Genomic DNA, 17,369 nt, shown 5'->3' on the forward strand with positions numbered 1-17,369 from the left:
CGAAACTCAGCGCCTAAGATAGCGGCCGTGCCGACCAATAAGCAGCGCCGTGAGACCGCAAAGCGCAAGCTCGAGCGTCAGCTGGAGCGCCGCGCCAAGCAAGCCAAGACACGCCGCCTGGCGCTCATCGCAGGCGGCGTGATCGCCGCGGTGGCGGTCGTCGCCGCTGTGGTCGTCGTCGTGACGAAGGACGACCACAAGGCGAGTTCGACGGCGTCGTCCACGACGAGCAGCGCCGCATCCAGCTCCGCCCCGGGGAGTCTGCCGCCGGTGCAACTCGCGAACGCAGTGCCGATGCCGCCGTTCAAGGCGCCGGCCGGACTGGGCTCCAACTGTCAGTACCCGGCTGCGCCCGACAAGGCCGTCAAGCCCGTCAAGCCGCCGCGCACCGGCAAGGTGCCGACCGACCCGGCCACGGTGAGCGCCAGCATGGCGACCAGCCAGGGCAATCTGGGCCTGATGCTGGCCAACAACCAAGCACCCTGCACGGTGAACAGTTTCGCCAGCCTGACCAACCAGGGCTTCTTTAAGGACACCAAGTGCCACCGGCTGACCACGTCACCGTCGCTGTCGGTGCTGCAGTGTGGCGACCCCAAGGGTGACGGCACCGGCGGCCCGGGTTATCAATTCGCCAACGAGTATCCGACCAACCAGTACCCGGCCAACGACCCCAAGCTGCAGCAACCGGTCATCTATCCGCGCGGCACCATGGCCATGGCCAACGCCGGACCCAACACCAACAGCAGCCAATTCTTCCTGGTCTACCGCGACTCGGCACTGCCACCGGAGTACACCGTGTTCGGCACCATCCAGCCCGACGGACTGGCCACCCTGGACAAGATCGCCGCGGGCGGGGTAGCCGGCGGTGGTGAAGACGGACCTCCTGCGCTCGATGTGACCATCACGTCGTTGCTGCTCGACTAACCTGAGCGCCTTGGGGATCAGCTGGAAATCGTGAAGGGCTGACCCGGGAGGAGAGGGCGTGGCCGAAACCTCATTTGGTCGATACCAGCTGCAAGGGTTGCTCGGCCGCGGCGGCATGGGACAGGTGTTCCGCGCCTACGACACCGCGACTGACCGGGTGGTGGCGATCAAGCTGCTCCCGTCGCATCTGGCGGAAGACCGCGAGTTCGAGCACCGATTTCGCCGTGAGGCCCGCACCGCGGCCAGCCTGAACGATCCGCACATCGTGCCCATCCACAGTTTCGGCGAGATCGACGGCCGCCTCTACGTCGACATGCGGTTGATCGAGGGCCGCGACCTGGCACGACACATCGCCGAAAAGGGCGGCAGGCTGAGCCCTTCCAGAACAGTCAAGATCATCGAACAGGTCGCGGCCGCGCTGGACACCGCACATCACGCGGGGCTGGTGCACCGTGACGTCAAACCGTCCAACATCCTGATCGCCCACACCAGAGACTTTGTGTATCTCATCGACTTCGGGATCGCACGCGCCACCACTGACACAGCGCTTACCAACACCGGCCACACGATGGGCACCCTGGCATATCTCGCGCCCGAACGATTCAGAGGCAAAACCGATCAACGCGCCGACGTGTATTCGCTGGCATGCGTGCTCTACGAGTGCCTGACCGGGGCCAGACCCTTCCTCGGTGAAAGTTACGAAGAACAGATCAAGGGTCACCTCTACTCTCCCCCGCCGCGGCCGACAGCCATCGCGCACGACGTACCGCCGGCCATGGACGCAGTGGTGGCTCGCGGGATGTCCAAAGATCCCGAAACCCGTTACCAGACAGTGGGCGAACTCGCCGACGCTGCCCGCGCGGCGTTGGCCGGGATCGCCGCGGCCGCGCCTCCACAGCCGCAATTTGGCGAGATACCGACTCAGCGACCTCCGCTGCAGCCGGACTATCCCGCCTATCAGCCCCCGGCCCCGCCCCAGCGCAAGGCGGGCAGTCGTACCGCGTTGATCGCGACGGTCGCAGGTTCTGGATTGCTGCTCATCCTCGTTGCGGCGGTGGTCGCGCTGTTCGCCAACGACGACAACTCGTCGAATACACCGACTTCGCCGCGAACTACCAGCACGATCAGTCGCAGTCCGGCGCCGGAGACCAGCGACAAAGGCGAGCAGACCGGCACGGGTGAAGCAACCGCAACCGACACGTCGTCCGACACGGCGACGGAGACGACGGGTTCGCCCTAGTTTCGTCGGCAAGGGCGGTTCAGGCGCCGTCTCAGCTGCCTTCGGCGCCTAGCCCAATCATCCCGGGCGGGAAGGGCGGCCGGATCGTCCAGTTCGGACTCAGGCCCGAAATCACCCTAAGCCGCGGACGTCACCCGGTACACGTCGTAGACGCCCTCTACGTTGCGGACCACGTTGAGCAGGTGCCCCAGATGCTTGGGGTCACCCATCTCGAAGGTGAATCGGCTGATCGCCACCCGGTCCCCCGAGGTGGTGACCGACGCGGACAAGATGTTGACCTTCTCGTCGGCCAGCACGCGGGTCACGTCGGACAGCAACCGGTGCCGGTCCAGCGCCTCTACCTGGATCGCGACGAGGAATACCGACGACGCCGACGGCGCCCACAGCACCTCGATGATGCGTTCGGCCTGCTCCTGGAGGGACGCGGCGTTGGTGCAGTCGGTGCGGTGCACGCTGACCCCTCCCCCGCGGGTGACGAACCCCATGATCTGGTCGCCGGGCACCGGAGTGCAGCACTTGGCCAACTTAGTCAGCACACCCGGAGCACCGGGGACCGAAACCCCGACATCCTCGGTGCTGCGCGGCCGTCGCGGCATAGTCGCCGGCGTGGACCGCTCGGCCAGGTCCTCCTCGGCCTGGTCGATACCGCCGAGTTCGGCCAGCAACCGCTGCACGACATGGCGCGCCGAAACGTGCCCTTCGCCGATCGCGGTGTACATCGCGGACACATCGGTGTAGTGCAGCTCACGGGCGACCGCGGCCATTGATTCGCCATTCATCAAGCGCTGCAACGGAAGTCCGCCACGACGCACTTCCCGCGCCATAGCGTCCTTGCCGGTCTCCAGCGCTTCTTCACGCCGTTCCTTGGCGAACCACTGTCGGATCTTCGTTCTGGCCCGCGGCGACACGACGAACTGCTGCCAGTCCCGCGACGGCCCAGCATTGACCGCTTTGGACGTGAAAACCTCGACGACTTCGCCGTTTTCGAGCTTGCGTTCCAGAGCGACCAGTCGTCCGTTCACCCGCGCGCCGATGCAGCGGTGGCCCACCTCGGTGTGCACCGCGTAGGCGAAGTCCACCGGCGTCGACCCACTAGGCAGGGTGATTACATCACCCTTCGGGGTGAATACGAAAAGTTCTTGCACCGCAAGGTCGTAACGCAACGACTCCAGGAACTCGCCGGGGTCGGCGGCCTCCCGCTGCCAGTCGAGCAGTTGACGCATCCAGGCCATGTCGTCGATCTCGGCGGCAGCATTCTGATGCGGAACTCCGTTGCGGCCCTTGGATTCTTTGTAACGCCAGTGCGCGGCGATGCCGAATTCGGCGGTGCGGTGCATTTCGCTGGTGCGGATCTGCACCTCCAGCGGCTTGCCTTCCGGTCCGACGACGGTGGTGTGCAACGACTGGTAGACACCGTATCGGGGCTGGGCGATGTAGTCCTTGAACCGTCCCGCCATCGGCTGCCACAGCGAATGCACAACGCCCACTGCGGCATAACAGTCGCGGATCTCGTCGCACAGGATGCGGATGCCGACCAGGTCGTGGATGTCGTCGAAGTCGCGGCCCTTGACGATCATCTTCTGATAGATCGACCAGTAGTGCTTGGGGCGACCCTCGACCGTCGCCTTGATCTTCGACGCATTGAGCGTGGCGGTGATCTCCGCACGGACCTTGGCCAGGTAGGTGTCCCGGGACGGCGCGCGGCCGGCGACCAGCCGGACAATCTCCTCGTACTTCTTGGGATGGAGAATGGCGAACGAGAGGTCTTCCAGCTCCCACTTGACGCTGGCCATACCGAGCCGGTGCGCCAGCGGCGAAATGACTTCCAGCGTCTCGCGAGCCTTGCGCGCCTGCTTCTCCGGCGGCAGGAACCGCATGGTGCGCATGTTGTGCAGTCGGTCGGCCACCTTGATCACCAGCACCCGCGGGTCGCGCGCCATCGCGGTGATCATCTTGCGGATGGTCTCGCCTTCGGCGGCGCTGCCCAGCACCACGCGATCCAGCTTGGTCACGCCGTCGACGAGATGGCCCACCTCATCGCCGAATTCCTCGGACAGCGCCACGAGCGTGTAACCCGTGTCTTCGACGGTGTCGTGCAGCAGCGCAGCCACCAAAGTGGTGGTGTCCATGCCCAACTCGGCCAGGATGTTGGCGACGGCCAACGGGTGGGTGATGTAAGGGTCTCCCGAGTGGCGCAGCTGGGTGGCGTGCCGTTTTTCGGCCACATCGTAGGCGCGCTGCAGGAGCGTCAGGTCCGCCTTCGGATAGACCTCGCGATGTACCGCGACCAGCGGCTCGAGCACGGGATTGATGGCACCGCTGCGCGCGGTCATCCGGCGGGCCAGCCGCGCCCGGACCCGACGGGACGCGCTGCTGGTGGTCTTGAGTGGCTCTACCGGCTGCTCTGGCTGCGGCTCGGCGGGCGGCGCCAGCACTGACGGCGTCTCCGCAGGCGGCACAGCAGCTTGCAGCGTGCTCTGGTCGTCCGCCACGTTGGTCACCTCCGAACTAGAGGATATCTGGTCAGCCGACTGCGCCGAGGCTAGTCAGTGATCAAGCTGTGGATCCGCAACGGCGCGAGCGCCTCCCGACCACCCAACTCCGGGAGTTCCATCACCACCACCCCGGAGATGACCTGCGCGCCGCTGCGCACCAGCAGACGCTGAGCGGCCCCGATGCTGCCGCCAGTGGCCAACACGTCGTCGATGATCACCACCCGCAGCCCGGTCAGATCGATCCCGTCCGCGGGAATCTCGATGGTGGCCGGCCCGTACTCACGCTGGTAGTCCTCGCTGAGCACCGGCGGTGGTAGCTTGCCGCCCTTGCGGATCGCCAGCACCCCGGTGCGCAGCCGGGTGGCGACGGCTGCGGCGAGCAGAAAGCCGCGGGAGTCGATACCGGCCACCAGGTCTGCGCCGGCCGCGGCGTCGGCCAGCCCGTCGGTGACCGCGGCCATCGCGTCGCGGTCGGCGAATACCGGGGTGAGGTCCTTGAATTGCACCCCGGGTTCGGGGAAGTCCGCGACGTTGCGCGTCAGCGCCGCGATCATGTTGACGGTGCTCACCGGGCCGCCGACGTCACTGGACCAGAGCCCATCGGTCCATGTTCCAGCCCGCCCCCCAGCGGGTGGGGTTGCGGCTCACGGCATACATCTTCTTCGACATCAGCAACGTCCGCTGCTGCCGGTACAGCGGCAAGGTCGGCATGTCGCCCCACAGCACCGGCGCGCCCTCGGCGAGCATTCGTGCTCGCTCCGCGGGGTCGGCCGACACGGCCAAGGTGCCGATGATCCCGTCGACCTGGGCATTTACGTAGCCAGGGAGGTTGTTTCCGTTGCCACTGTGGAAGGCATAGGCGTCCATCGACGAGGAGCCGCTCGATCCGCTACCGCTGGCTCCGCCCGTGCTGGCCAGCAGCACATCGATCTTTCCGTCCCGAATCGCCTGCGGGCCCGAGGTATCCAGCGTCACGTTGGTGACGGTGATACCGGCCGGTGCGCACGAGGCGGCGATGGATCCGACGGTGGCCGCCAATCGCGCGTTAGGACCGCGGTAACCGATCCGCACGTTCAAGGTGGCGCCGCCCAGCGCGGCGCGGGCAGCGTTGGGATCCGCCTTGTTGAACTGGCCGGCCTCGGTGGCACCGTCGGCCGCGGACAGGGCGTCGTCGGCCGCCGGGGACAGCCGCGAGTTGGCTATCGGAACGCCGGCATCACGAGCGATCACGTCCCGCGGCGTGCACAGCGCGAAAGCGTGCCGGGCGGAGCCCGCACCCAGTGGCCCCTGCGGGGCAAAGATCAACTGTTCGATACCGGCTGACGGCGAGTCCGCTCGCTGGTAATTGTCCGGAGTTGCCAGCGCCCCCGACGACCCGGCCGCCACGTCGACCACATCGACGCTGCGGTTGTTCACCCGATCCTGGATGTCGCCGCCCTGCTGCCTGACCGTGACCCGTTTGGTGATCGGCTTAGCGCCCCACCACCGGTCGTTGGCGACGAGCACCACCGCGCCGCCGTCCAACACCCGTTCGATCTTGTACGGCCCCGAGGAAGGGAAGTGCTTGCGAATCTCATCGTCTTTGAGACCCGGCTTGAGGTCCCAGGTCGAATTCCACAGTTTGGCGATCTGTTCGATCACCGCACCCTTGTTGTTGAGCAGCGCCGTGGTCACGTCGGAGCCCAGCGTGTCGCTGATGACATGCGACGGCATCAGCGTGGTCGCGGTGAACAGCTGGGTGTAGTCGACCACGCCGCGGTCCGGGATGAAGGACACCCGGGCCTTCTTCTGGCCGGGCGTGCACTCGATGTTGGCAATGTCGACATATCCGGCCTGGGTGGCGGCGTCGAAGCCGCCGAAACGACCGGATTGCGCCGCCCAGGCCAGCACCAGGTCGTCGCAGGTGATCGGCTTGCCGTCGGAATAGACGGCGTTGTCGGCAACTTGGTAGTCGAGCACCAACGGTGAACCGCCCACCACGGAGATGGTGCCGAAATCGTGGTCGGCCACGACTTGTCCGTCGGGTCCGTGATAGCCGAACCCGGTCAGAGTGCGAGCGAACGCCTGCGCTCCGGCCGAGGCAGCACCGGTGACGGTGTTGGTGTTGTAGGTGGACAGCGCGCCGTCGACCACGTACTCGATCTGGCCCGCGGCGTTACTCGAGCACGCGGTCAAGGTGCTCGCCGCCAGCACTGCTGAAGCGCCAGCGACCGTCAAGAATCCCCGCCAGCGACGCCAGGTGGCCATCCGGCTACTTCTTACCGGCGTTCCGCTTGCCGGTCGGACGCCGCGTTCCGGTGGGGCGCACCGGCCGCGCACCCGGCGCCGGCTTGTTCATCACGACCTTCGCGCTGGGCGCCGCGGCAGTCTCCATAGCGGTTTCCGCGCTCGCCTCTTCGGTGGCGTCGGCATCCAAGGCATCCTCGGCGTCCTCGGCCGCCGCTTTGGCGGTCGCCTTCGCGGTGGCCTTCTCGCTGGAAGCCTTCTCACCGGCCGACGTGCCGCCTTTGCGCCGCCTGAGCACCCGGCGGGTGTGGGTCTTCACCAGTTCCGTTCGCTCCCGCAGGGTCACCAGCAGCGGGGTGGCGAAGAAGATCGAGGAATAGGTGCCGATGATGATGCCGATGAGTTGCACCAACGCCAGGTCCTTCAAGGTGCCGACACCCAGCAGCCATACCGCCACCACCATCAGCGCAACCACCGGCAAAACCGAGATCAGGCTGGTGTTGATCGACCGCATGAAGGTCTGATTGACGGCCAAGTTGGCCTGCTCGGCGAACGTCCGCCGGGTGGTGTGCTGGAAGCCGTGGGTGTTCTCCTCCACCTTGTCGAACACGATGACGGTGTCGTAGAGCGAGAACCCCAGAATTGTCAGCAACCCGATCACCGTCGCCGGTGTGACTTCGAAGCCCACCAGCGCATAGACCCCCGCGGTGACGGTCAGGTCGAAGATCATCGCGGCGATCGCGGACAGCGTCATGTAGCGCTCGTAGCGCACCGTGATGTAGATGGCGACCAACACCAGGAACACCACCAATGCCAGCACGGCCTTCTTGGTGATCTGATCGCCCCAGGTCTCGGATACTGCCGCGTCGCTGATGGCCTTCTTGCTGGCCTTGCCGTCGGGGCCTTTGGGGTGGAACGCGTCGAACAACGCGGTGCGCAGCTTTTCGGTCTGCTCGTTGGTCAAGGTCTCCGACCGGATCTGCACGGTGGCCGACGACCCCTTGCCGACGGTCACGACCGCCTCGGGCTCTTTGCCGATCGTCTTGTGGAACACCTCTTCCACCTGGGCGACCTGGGCGGTGCCGGTCTCACCCGCCGTCGGCATCGACACCGTGGTTCCGCCCTTGAAGTCAATGCCAAAGGTGAAACCGCGAATCAAGATCGCCAGGATCGCGATCGCCATGATGGCGCCGCTGACGCCGTACCAGAACTTGCGGCGCCCTACTACTTCGAACGCACCGGTACCGGTGTAGAGCCGCGACAGGAAACTGTGCTGCGACCCAACGGATTTCACGTCGTCATCGAGTACCTCGACGGCGGTCGTCTCCGTGACTTCACTCTTGCTGGTCTTGGGTTTGGACGCCATGGTTTATCCCCGTCCCGTCTTGGCGGTCCCCGATCGAGCGCCCGAGGAAGCTCGGCGTTCGCGCGCGACCTGTTGGACTGCTCCCAGGCCGTTGTAAGCCGGCTTGGCCAGCCTTGAAGACTTCGAGGCCAGGTACACCAGCGGCCAGGTCACCAGGAACACCACGACCAGGTCGAGGATGGTGGTGAGGCCCAAGGTGAAGGCGAATCCCTTCACCTGGCCGATGGCCAGGAAGTACAGCACCGCGGCGGCCAGGAAGGTGACGGCGTTGCCGGACACGATCGTCTTGCGAGCCCGCGCCCAACCACGCGGAACCGCCGACCGGAACGAACGGCCTTCGCGGATCTCGTCTTTGATGCGCTCGAAGAACACCACGAACGAGTCGGCGGTGGTGCCGATACCGATGATCAGACCCGCGATGCCCGCCAGGTCCAGGGTGTAGTTGATGTATCGGCCGAGCAGCACCAGGATCGCGAAAATCATTGCGCCGGAAGCTACCAGGGACAACGCCGTGAGCACGCCCAAGGCGCGGTAGTACAGCAGCGAATACAGCAGAACCAGGATCAGACCGATCCCGCCGGCGATCAGACCGGCCCGCAACGACGTCAAACCCAATGTCGCGGAAACGGTTTGGGCTTCAGACGATTCGAACGACAGCGGCAGCGAGCCATATTTCAAGACGTTCGCGAGCTGTTTGGCCGTGGCCGCACTGAACGGCGGGTCGCCACCGCTGATCTGCGTGCGCCCGCCTGGGATCGCCTCCCGGATCAACGGCGCGCTGACCACCTGGGAGTCCAGGGTGAAGGCCGTCTGGGTGCCGGTGTGAGCGGCGGTGTAATCCGCCCACACGTTGGCCGCCGGGCCCTTGAACTGCAGATCGACGACATAGCCGAGGCTGCGCTGGTCCATGCCGGACGTGGCGTCCTGGATCTGGTCGCCGCTGATAATCGACGGCGCCAACAGGTACGCGGTCTTGTGGTCGCTCGAGCAGGTCACCAGGGGCAGCTTCGGGTCGTCATTGCCCGCCAGGATGTCCTCTTTGTCGCAGCGGGTGGCCTCGAACTGCAGAGCGACCATCTGGATGTACTGGCTGGTGTTCTGCCGCCACTTCTTCTCTTGCGCGATGCGCTCGGCCAGATCCTTGCGTGGGTCCGGGGCTGCGGGCTCCTCGCCGGGGGGCGGCGCTTCGCCCGTCGGCGCGGGCGAACCGGGAGCCGGGCTCGGCGCCGGCGAACCAGGAGCCGGCGAACCGGGTGCCGGGCTGGGCGCAGGCGCAGGCGTGGGCGTCGGCGCCGGATCCTGCGGGTAGGGCCTCGGTTGGCCACGGGGTGTCGCCGGAGCAGGAGAGGGTTGACCAGGCGCGGGCAGACCACCGGGCGCGCCAGGAATCGCGGCCGGGGGGTTGGGCGCGGGTGCCGGGGCACCGGGCGCGGGTGCCGGAGCGCCGGGAGCGGGTTGGCCGCCGGGCGCTCCCGGAGCCGGTTGGCCGCCGGGACCACCATCCGCAGGCTGCTGACCAGGCTTGGGTTCCTCGGGAGCCTTCTGGGTGGGCATCGAGTTGATCACCGGGCGGATGTAGAGGCGGGCAGTCTGGCCCAGGTCGCGGGCCTCGTTGCCGTCACTGCCGGGCACCGTGATGACCAGGTTGTCGCCATCGACGACCACCTCGGAACCGGAGACGCCCAGGCCGTTGACCCGAGAACTGATGATTTGTTGGGCCTGCGCCAACGCATCCCGGCTCGGCCGCGAGCCGTCCGGGGTGCGTGCCGTCAGCGTCACACGCGTGCCGCCCTGCAAGTCGATGCCCAGCTTGGGGCTGGCCTTCTTATCGCCGGTGAGAAACACCAGCAGGTAGACGCCGACGAGCATGAGCAGGAACACCGACAGGTAGCGGGCAGGATGCACCGGCGCCGAAGACGATGCCACGTTCCTTGTATCTCCTTGAAATCGGTACTTACCCCTGGGGCGGAGCCTTGATCAGACCTTTTAAACCGCTGTAAAGACTACGTGCCGCGCGACGGCAGCCGTACGTCCGTCAGCCGCGCTCAGGATTCCTTGGTGAGCCGGGTCGAGCCCAACCCGGAGTCGTCGTGGTCGGCCGAGTCCTCTGCGAGCGTCTCGTCCAGGTCGCTGTCGTCGTCATCGTCATCGTCGTCCGGCAGGATGCGGTCGCGAATGGCCAGCTTCATCCAAGTGGTGATCACGCCGGGCGCGATCTCGAGATCGACGTTGTCGTCGTTGAACGAAACAACCGTCCCTTGCAGCCCCGACGTGGTGTGCACCCGGTCCCCCGGCCGCAGCGACTCGTGCAGGTCGATGGTGGATTGCATCGCCTTCCGCTGTTTACGCGACGCGAAGAACATGAACCCGCCCATGATGAGCAGGAACGGCAGGAACAGGACAAAACTCTCCATCAACACGCCTAACTTTCATATCGGTAGTGCTCGAAATTCCGCACGAAATCCGGGGACTATCCCGTCGCGCAAGCCGGTCTGGTCCGCACTCGCTCACCTCGTTAACGGTCCAGTCTGCCATTCCCGCAGGTCGCCACCTGACCGGCATCACGCGGCCGTCGGCCGTGGCCCGCCCAAGCCGCCGATCTTTGGACCATTGGCTAGGCTTTTGTTCGCGACGCGATCAGCGCGCCGCGGGAGGAGGAGTCCGTGGCCAGCCTCGAACAGAGCCGCCATCTGGTCACTGAAATCCCAGGACCCGCGTCGCTGGAACTCAACAAGCGCCGGACGGCCGCCGTGTCGCATGCGGTGGGCGTAACACTGCCGGTGTTCGTCGCTCGCGCCGGCGGCGGCATCGTCGAGGACGTCGACGGGAACCGGCTGATCGACCTGGGTTCGGGCATCGCGGTCACCACGATCGGCAACTCGTCGCCCCGGGTCATCGACGCGGTGCGCGAGCAGGTCGCCGAGTTCACCCACACCTGCTTCATGGTCACGCCCTACGAGGGATACGTGGCCGTTGCCGAGGAGCTGAACCGGATCACCCCGGGCGACGGCGAGAAGCGAACCGTGCTGTTCAACTCCGGCGCCGAGGCGGTGGAGAACGCGATCAAGGTCGCCCGCCACTACACCCACAAGACCGCGGTCATCGCGTTCGACCACGCCTATCACGGCCGCACCAACATGACGATGGCGCTGACCGCCAAATCCATGCCTTACAAGAGCGGATTCGGTCCGTTCGCACCGGAGATCTACCGGGCACCGCTGTCATACCCCTACCGGGACGGCCTGCTGGACAAGGAACTGGCCACCGACGGCGAGAAGGCCGCCGCCCGCACGATCAGCTTGATGGAGAAGCAGGTCGGCGCACAGAATTTGGCCGCCCTCATCATCGAGCCGATTCAGGGCGAGGGCGGCTTCATCGTGCCCGCCGAGGGCTTCCTGCCCACGCTGCTGACCTGGTGCCACGAGAACGACGTGGTGTTCATCGCCGACGAGGTGCAAACCGGCTTCGCCCGCACCGGGGCCATGTTCGCCTGCGAGCACGAAGGCATCGAACCCGACATCATCGTGACCGCCAAGGGCATCGCCGACGGGTTGCCGTTGTCGGCGATCACCGGCCGCGCAGAACTGATGGACGCCCCGCACACGGGCGGTCTGGGCGGCACCTTCGGCGGCAACCCGGTGGCCTGCGCCGCCGCGTTGGCCACCATTGCGACGATCGAGTCCGACGGACTGGTCGAGCGGGCCCGCGAGATCGAACGACTGGTGACCGAGCCGTTGTTGCGACTGCAAGCCGCCGACGACCGGATCGGCGACGTCCGTGGCCGCGGCGCCATGATCGCCATCGAGCTGGTCAAATCGGGCACCGCCGACCCCGACCCGGAGTTGACGCTGAAACTGGCCACCGCGGCGCACGCCGCCGGCGTCATCATCTTGACGTGCGGGATGTTCGGCAACATCATCCGGCTGCTGCCGCCGCTGACCATCAGCGATGAACTGCTGAGCGAGGGCGTCGAGGTGCTGGCCGGGCTACTGGCCGAGCTCTGACCCGTCGCCGAGAAATAACTCACCGACACCCGCGCCGGCGAGTCTTGTCTGTCGTTTCAGTGTCGCGGCGGGTCCGGCTGCTGGACGGCCCAAAAGTCGACCAGCGTTCGCGCCACTGCGTTCGCGTCGACCAACAGAGGCGACACCCGACCGCCCCCCGAGACCACCTCGGCACGCGCGTTGCGCATGGTCGCGCACGCGGCCTGCGCCTTCGCCGGTGGCCAGCCTTCGACGTCGTCGTGGGCGGCGAGCATCAAGGTCGGGGCCACGATCTGCTTGAGCTGCTCGTGCAGACTCGGCCGGTTCAACATCATCGAGCGCATGGCGTTATTCATGCCGCCCCGATCGGCCTGCCGCCAGGCGTCCATGACGTCGCCTGGGTCGTCCGGGCCCACAAGCGCTTTGGAAAGCGGATCGCAGATGAGCCGCACCGGACCGAACAGCCGATGCACTGCCACCAACGGCCAGCCCGTCGTCAGCCGAAATCGCAGGTCCGGCCCGTGCACCGGGGTACCGATGGTGGTCAGGGTGCGGATTCGCTGCGGTTGAGTCGCCGCCAGGATGATTCCAAGGTGTCCGCCCCACGCGTTGCCGACCCAGTCGACCGGCTCCGTGATGCCGAGACCGTCCAGTACGTCGGAGGCGGCCCGAGCGCATTGGTCGTAGCTGAAGGCCCGGTTGATCGGTTCACTTCTGCCGTGCGACGGCCCGTCGATCGCGACGACGGTCCGGTCCGGCACCAGTTCGTCGAGCGCTTCCATCAGCGGCTCCCAGGACCGGGAGTCGATGAACAAGCTGTGCCATAAGACCGTGACCGGTCCGATCCCCCGCCGCAGCACGTGCAAGCGACCCAGATCGGTGGGAACCAATTCACCCGTCATGCTGCCCATCACCTTGCTCCAATTACTTCGGAAGCCGAAACTTCGGTAACCGTAGTATCTTCGGGTCTCATGGCGTCGTCAAGCGATCTGCCGACAAATCGGCAAGCGGTCGGACAGCTGTTGGTGCGCTTGACCCGACAATTTCGCCAAGACCTGGCGGCGCCACACGTGGAGCAGGGCTATGGCGACATCCGCGACCCGCACCTGCAGATATTCGGCAACATCCGCACCGGCAGCATCCGGCTGACCGATCTCGCCGCGCGGGCGCAGCTCAGCCTCGCGGCGACCTCGGAACTGGTCAACGATCTACAGACGCTGGGCTACCTGACGCGACAACCCGACCCGCTGGACGGGCGCGCCAAGCTCATCGAGCTCACCGGCCGGGGCCGCTCCCTGCTCGCAGACGCGGGCCATCGGGTGGCGGACATCGAAACCCGCTGGTCGGAGCTGGTGGGCGAAGCGGATTTCGCCCACATGTGCGCGACCATGCAGCGACTGCTCGACGCGCTTGCGCCGGATGACTCGCGCGCGTAGCGCCTTGGTGGCGGAACTCACACCCAACTCCCAGCAGCCCTTCATTGAGGAATACCTTTAGTTTCGCTAACGTTTTAGCCATCAGCGCAATGTTGCGCCCATCAAAAACCCATTTATCACCCAAAGGAATCGTTATGTCGAATGCCTCTCTTGACGAGCGGCTCGAAAGCCGCATCAAGGACCTGGCCGCCAACGACCCACAGTTCGCCGCCGCCGCCCCCAGCCCGACGGTGGTCGCGGCTCTCGAGCAGCCTGGACTGCGCCTGCCGCAGATCATCCGGACCGTTCTCGAGGGCTACGCCGACCGTCCGGCCCTGGGACAACGCGCCGTGGAGTTCGTCAAAGATCAGAACGGACGCACCTCTGCCGAACTGCTCTCCCGCTACGAGACCGTCTCCTATGGCGAACTCGGCGACCGCGTCAGCGCGCTGACCCGGGCACTCACCGCCGACTCGTTGCGCGTCGGAGATCGAGTCAGCGTGCTGGGATTCAACAGCGTCGACTTCACCACCATCGACATCGCGCTTGCGTTCCTCGGCGCGGTGGGCGTTCCGCTACAGACCAGTGCGGCCGTCGCACAGTTGCAGCCGATCGTCGCCGAGACCGAGCCCAGTGTCGTCGCGGCGAGCGTCAACCAGCTGCCTGACGCCGTCGAGTTGATCTTGAGCTCCGACGCCGGCACGCCGGCCAAACTGCTGGTCTTCGACTACCACCCGGAGGTCGATGACGAGCGCGAGGCCGTCGACAGCGCCCGTGCGCGGTTGGCGGACACCTCCGTGGCGGTGGAGACGCTTGTCGACGCGATCGAACGCGGGAAATCGCTGCCGGAAGCCGCAGTCGCCGAACCCGGCGACGAGGAACCGCTGGCGCTGCTGATCTACACCTCCGGCAGCACCGGCGCGCCCAAGGGCGCAATGTACCTACAAAGCAACGTCGGCAAGATGTGGTGCCGGTCGAGCCGGAACTGGTTCGGTGAGAGCGCCGCGTCGATCACGCTCAACTTCATGCCGATGAGCCACGTCATGGGACGCGGCATCCTCTACGGCACGCTCGGCAACGGCGGCACCGCCTACTTCGCTGCTCGCAGCGACCTCTCCACCCTCCTCGAAGACCTGGAACTGGTGCGGCCCACCGAACTGAACTTTGTGCCGCGCATCTGGGAGACCCTCTACGGGGAGTTCCAGCGCCAGGTGGATCGCCGGTTACTCGAGGGCGGCGACCGCGCCGCCGTCGAGGCAGAAGTCATGGATGAGCAGCGCCAGTACCAACTCGGCGGGCGATACATCTTCGCCATGACCGGCTCGGCGCCGACCTCTCCGGAGCTCAAGACCTGGGTGGAAAACCTGCTGCAGATGCACCTGTTGGACGGCTACGGCTCCACCGAAGCCGGCATGGTCCTGTTCGACGGCGAGATCCAGCGTCCGCCGGTCATCGACTACAAGCTGGTCGACGTTCCGGACCTCGGGTACTTCGCCACCGACCGGCCGCACCCCCGCGGCGAGTTGCTGCTCAAGACCGAGAATCTGTTCCCCGGTTACTACAAGCGGCCAGAGGTCACCGCCGGCGTGTTCGACGACGACGGTTACTACCGGACCGGCGACGTCGTCGCCGAGGTCGGGCCCGACAAGCTGGTCTACGTCGACCGGCGCAACAACGTGCTGAAGCTGGCGCAGGGTGAGTTCGTCACCGTCGCCAAGCTGGAAGCGGCGTTCGGCAACAGCCCACTGGTCCAGCAGATCTACGTGTATGGCAACAGCGCCCACCCGTACCTGTTGGCCGTGGTGGTCCCGACCGAAGAAGCATTGGCCGGCAACGACATTGCGGCGCTCAAGCCGCTGATCGCCGATTCGCTGAAGACCGTCGCGAAAGAGGTCGGACTGCAGTCCTACGAGGTGCCGCGCGACTTCATCATCGAGACAGCGCCTTTCACGCTGGAGAACGGTTTACTGACCGGCATCCGCAAGCTCGCATGGCCAAAGTTGAAGCAGCACTACGGCGAACAACTCGAACAGCTCTACGCAGACCTGTCCTCCGGCCAGGCCAACGAGCTGAGCGAGTTGCGCCGCGCCGGAGCCGATGCACCGGTGCTGCAAACGGTCAGCCGGGCCGCGGCTGCCCTGCTGAGCGCGTCGGCCAGCGAACTGTCCCCCGATGCCCACTTCACCGACTTGGGCGGAGACTCGTTGTCCGCGTTGACCTTCGGCAATCTGTTGACGGAGATCTTCGACATCGATGTGCCGGTGGGCGTCATCGTCAGCCCGGCCAATGACCTGGCCGCCATCGCGGACTACATCGAGGCGGAGCGTAAGGGCACCAAGCGCCCGACTTTCGCGGCCGTGCATGGGCGGGATGCTGTCGAGGTGCGTGCCTCAGAGCTCACTCTGGACAAGTTCATCGATGCCGAGACGCTGGCCGCCGCGCCGGACCTGCCCGCCGCCGGCGCGGAGATTCGCACGGTCCTGCTGACCGGCGCGACCGGCTTCCTGGGCCGCTACCTGGCTCTGGAATGGCTGGAGCGGATGGACATGGTCGACGGCAAGGTGATCGCCCTGGTGCGAGCCAAGAGTGACGAGGATGCTCGTGCCCGGCTCGACAAGACCTTCGACAGCGGAGACCCGGAACTGCTGGCGCACTACCAGCAGTTGGCCGCCGACCACCTCGAGGTCATCGCCGGCGACAAAGGCGAGGCCAACCTGGGCCTTGATCAGCAAACCTGGCAGCGGCTGGCCGACACCGTCGACCTGATCGTGGACCCTGCGGCGCTGGTCAATCACGTGCTGCCGTACAGCGAGCTGTTCGGCCCGAATGCGCTGGGCACCGCCGAGCTGATTCGGATCGCGCTGACCACGAAAGTGAAGCCGTACACCTACGTGTCGACGATCGGCGTGGGCGACCAGATCGAGCCCGGCAAGTTCGTCGAGGACGCCGATGTTCGCGAGATCAGCGCCGTCCGCAAGGTCCACGACGGCTACGCCAACGGCTACGGCAACAGCAAGTGGGCGGGCGAGGTGCTGCTGCGCGAGGCGCACGACCTGTGCGGGCTGCCGGTCGCGGTGTTCCGCTGCGACATGATCCTGGCCGACACCACCTACGCGGGCCAGCTCAACCTGCCCGACATGTTCACCAGGATGATGCTCAGCCTGGTCGCCACCGGCATTGCGCCCGGATCGTTCTACGAACTGGACGCCGACGGCAACCGGCAACGGTCGCACTACGACGGCCTGCCGGTCGAGTTCATTGCGGATGCCATCTCGACCCTGGGCGCCCAGAACCTGGAAGCAGGGGCTGGATTCCAGACCTACCACGTGATGAACCCCTACGACGACGGCATCGGCCTCGACCAGTTCGTCGACTGGCTCAATGAAGCCGGCTACTCGATCGGGCGCGTCGGCGACTACCAGGATTGGTTGCAGCGGTTCGACACCTCGCTGCGGTCGTTGCCGGACCGGCAGCGCCAGTATTCGCTGCTGCCGCTGCTGCACAACTACCAGCGGCCGGAGAAGCCGATCCGGGGTTCGATGGCGCCGACCGACCTGTTCCGCGCCGCGGTGCAGGACGCGAAAATCGGCCCCGACAAGGACATTCCGCACGTCTCGTCGGAGGTCATCGTCAAGTACATCACCGACCTGCAGCTGCTCGGTTTGCTCTGAGTTAGACCCAACAGCAGTCGATCCATCCAACGCCGAGCGTCACGCCAGA

At 66.1% G+C, this 17,369-nt stretch carries 11 protein-coding genes and 1 pseudogene; 5 read left to right on the plus strand and 7 right to left on the minus strand.

The genetic code is table 11. The features are described 5' to 3' along the window. Nucleotides 1–27 precede the first annotated feature (27 nt). Both ACZY1I_RS18215 and ACZY1I_RS18220 read left to right on the plus strand, forming a co-directional pair. Nucleotides 28–924: a peptidylprolyl isomerase gene (locus ACZY1I_RS18215; protein ID WP_463755867.1), complete on the plus strand. Its 897-nt coding sequence runs from the start codon at nt 28–30 to the stop codon at nt 922–924. Between the two features lie 58 nt (nt 925–982). Further along, nucleotides 983–2,065, plus strand: a pseudogene (locus ACZY1I_RS18220) (serine/threonine-protein kinase); the annotation flags it as partial. A gap of 215 nt (nt 2,066–2,280) precedes the next feature. Here ACZY1I_RS18220 and ACZY1I_RS18225 read toward each other — a convergent pair. The 6 genes from ACZY1I_RS18225 to yajC form a co-directional block, all read right to left on the minus strand. After that, nucleotides 2,281–4,656 (minus strand): RelA/SpoT family protein, encoded by a 2,376-nt coding sequence (locus ACZY1I_RS18225; protein ID WP_463755868.1) that lies wholly within the window; start codon nt 4,654–4,656, stop codon nt 2,281–2,283. A gap of 50 nt (nt 4,657–4,706) precedes the next feature. Then, a complete protein-coding gene (locus ACZY1I_RS18230) occupies nt 4,707–5,213 on the minus strand; it encodes an adenine phosphoribosyltransferase (RefSeq protein ID WP_463756286.1) in 507 nt (168 codons plus the stop codon). A 28-nt stretch (nt 5,214–5,241) separates the two neighbouring features. Further along, on the minus strand, nt 5,242–6,906 hold the full coding sequence (locus ACZY1I_RS18235) for an ABC transporter substrate-binding protein (protein ID WP_463755869.1): 1,665 nt from the start codon (nt 6,904–6,906) through the stop codon (nt 5,242–5,244). Nucleotides 6,907–6,910: 4 nt separating this feature from the next. Continuing rightward, a complete protein-coding gene (gene secF, locus ACZY1I_RS18240; RefSeq protein WP_463755870.1) occupies nt 6,911–8,251 on the minus strand; it encodes a protein translocase subunit SecF in 1,341 nt (446 codons plus the stop codon). Nucleotides 8,252–8,254: 3 nt separating this feature from the next. Continuing rightward, the gene (gene secD / locus ACZY1I_RS18245) at nt 8,255–10,177 is read right to left on the minus strand and encodes a protein translocase subunit SecD (protein ID WP_463755871.1); all 1,923 of its coding nucleotides are present in this window, start codon (nt 10,175–10,177) and stop codon (nt 8,255–8,257) included. 119 nt (nt 10,178–10,296) lie between these two features. Further along, the gene (yajC, locus tag ACZY1I_RS18250; protein WP_463755872.1) at nt 10,297–10,665 is read right to left on the minus strand and encodes a preprotein translocase subunit YajC; all 369 of its coding nucleotides are present in this window, start codon (nt 10,663–10,665) and stop codon (nt 10,297–10,299) included. 249 nt (nt 10,666–10,914) lie between these two features. Between yajC and gabT the strand changes: the two genes are divergently transcribed. After that, nucleotides 10,915–12,255 carry a 4-aminobutyrate--2-oxoglutarate transaminase gene (gabT, locus tag ACZY1I_RS18255; RefSeq protein WP_463755873.1) on the plus strand — a complete coding sequence of 447 codons (1,341 nt, stop codon included), beginning with the start codon at nt 10,915–10,917 and terminating at the stop codon, nt 12,253–12,255. Nucleotides 12,256–12,311: 56 nt separating this feature from the next. Here gabT and ACZY1I_RS18260 read toward each other — a convergent pair whose 3' ends face one another. Further along, on the minus strand, nt 12,312–13,136 hold the full coding sequence (locus tag ACZY1I_RS18260) for an alpha/beta fold hydrolase (protein ID WP_463755874.1): 825 nt from the start codon (nt 13,134–13,136) through the stop codon (nt 12,312–12,314). Nucleotides 13,137–13,205: 69 nt separating this feature from the next. On the opposite strand from ACZY1I_RS18260, the gene ACZY1I_RS18265 reads away from it, so the two are divergent. Together ACZY1I_RS18265 and car are read left to right on the plus strand one after the other, a co-directional pair. Continuing rightward, a complete protein-coding gene (locus tag ACZY1I_RS18265) occupies nt 13,206–13,670 on the plus strand; it encodes a MarR family winged helix-turn-helix transcriptional regulator (RefSeq protein WP_463755875.1) in 465 nt (154 codons plus the stop codon). 134 nt (nt 13,671–13,804) lie between these two features. Further along, the gene (gene car, locus ACZY1I_RS18270; protein WP_463755876.1) at nt 13,805–17,320 is read left to right on the plus strand and encodes a carboxylic acid reductase; all 3,516 of its coding nucleotides are present in this window, start codon (nt 13,805–13,807) and stop codon (nt 17,318–17,320) included. Nucleotides 17,321–17,369: the final 49 nt, after the last annotated feature.

Source organism: Mycobacterium sp. IDUB_37 (assembly GCF_055419245.1).

What these genes read in the sequence shown, in the direction of transcription:
- ACZY1I_RS18235 (WP_463755869.1), bottom strand. Translation starts at nt 6,906, where the DNA reads ATGGCCACCTGGCGTCGCTGGCGGGGATTCTTGACGGTCGCTGGCGCT.
- ACZY1I_RS18230 (WP_463756286.1), bottom strand. Translation starts at nt 5,213, where the DNA reads ATGATCGCGGCGCTGACGCGCAACGTCGCGGACTTCCCCGAACCCGGG.
- secF (WP_463755870.1), bottom strand. Translation starts at nt 8,251, where the DNA reads ATGGCGTCCAAACCCAAGACCAGCAAGAGTGAAGTCACGGAGACGACC.
- ACZY1I_RS18265 (WP_463755875.1), top strand. Translation starts at nt 13,206, where the DNA reads ATGGCGTCGTCAAGCGATCTGCCGACAAATCGGCAAGCGGTCGGACAG.
- ACZY1I_RS18260 (WP_463755874.1), bottom strand. Translation starts at nt 13,136, where the DNA reads ATGACGGGTGAATTGGTTCCCACCGATCTGGGTCGCTTGCACGTGCTG.
- car (WP_463755876.1), top strand. Translation starts at nt 13,805, where the DNA reads ATGTCGAATGCCTCTCTTGACGAGCGGCTCGAAAGCCGCATCAAGGAC.
- yajC (WP_463755872.1), bottom strand. Translation starts at nt 10,665, where the DNA reads ATGGAGAGTTTTGTCCTGTTCCTGCCGTTCCTGCTCATCATGGGCGGG.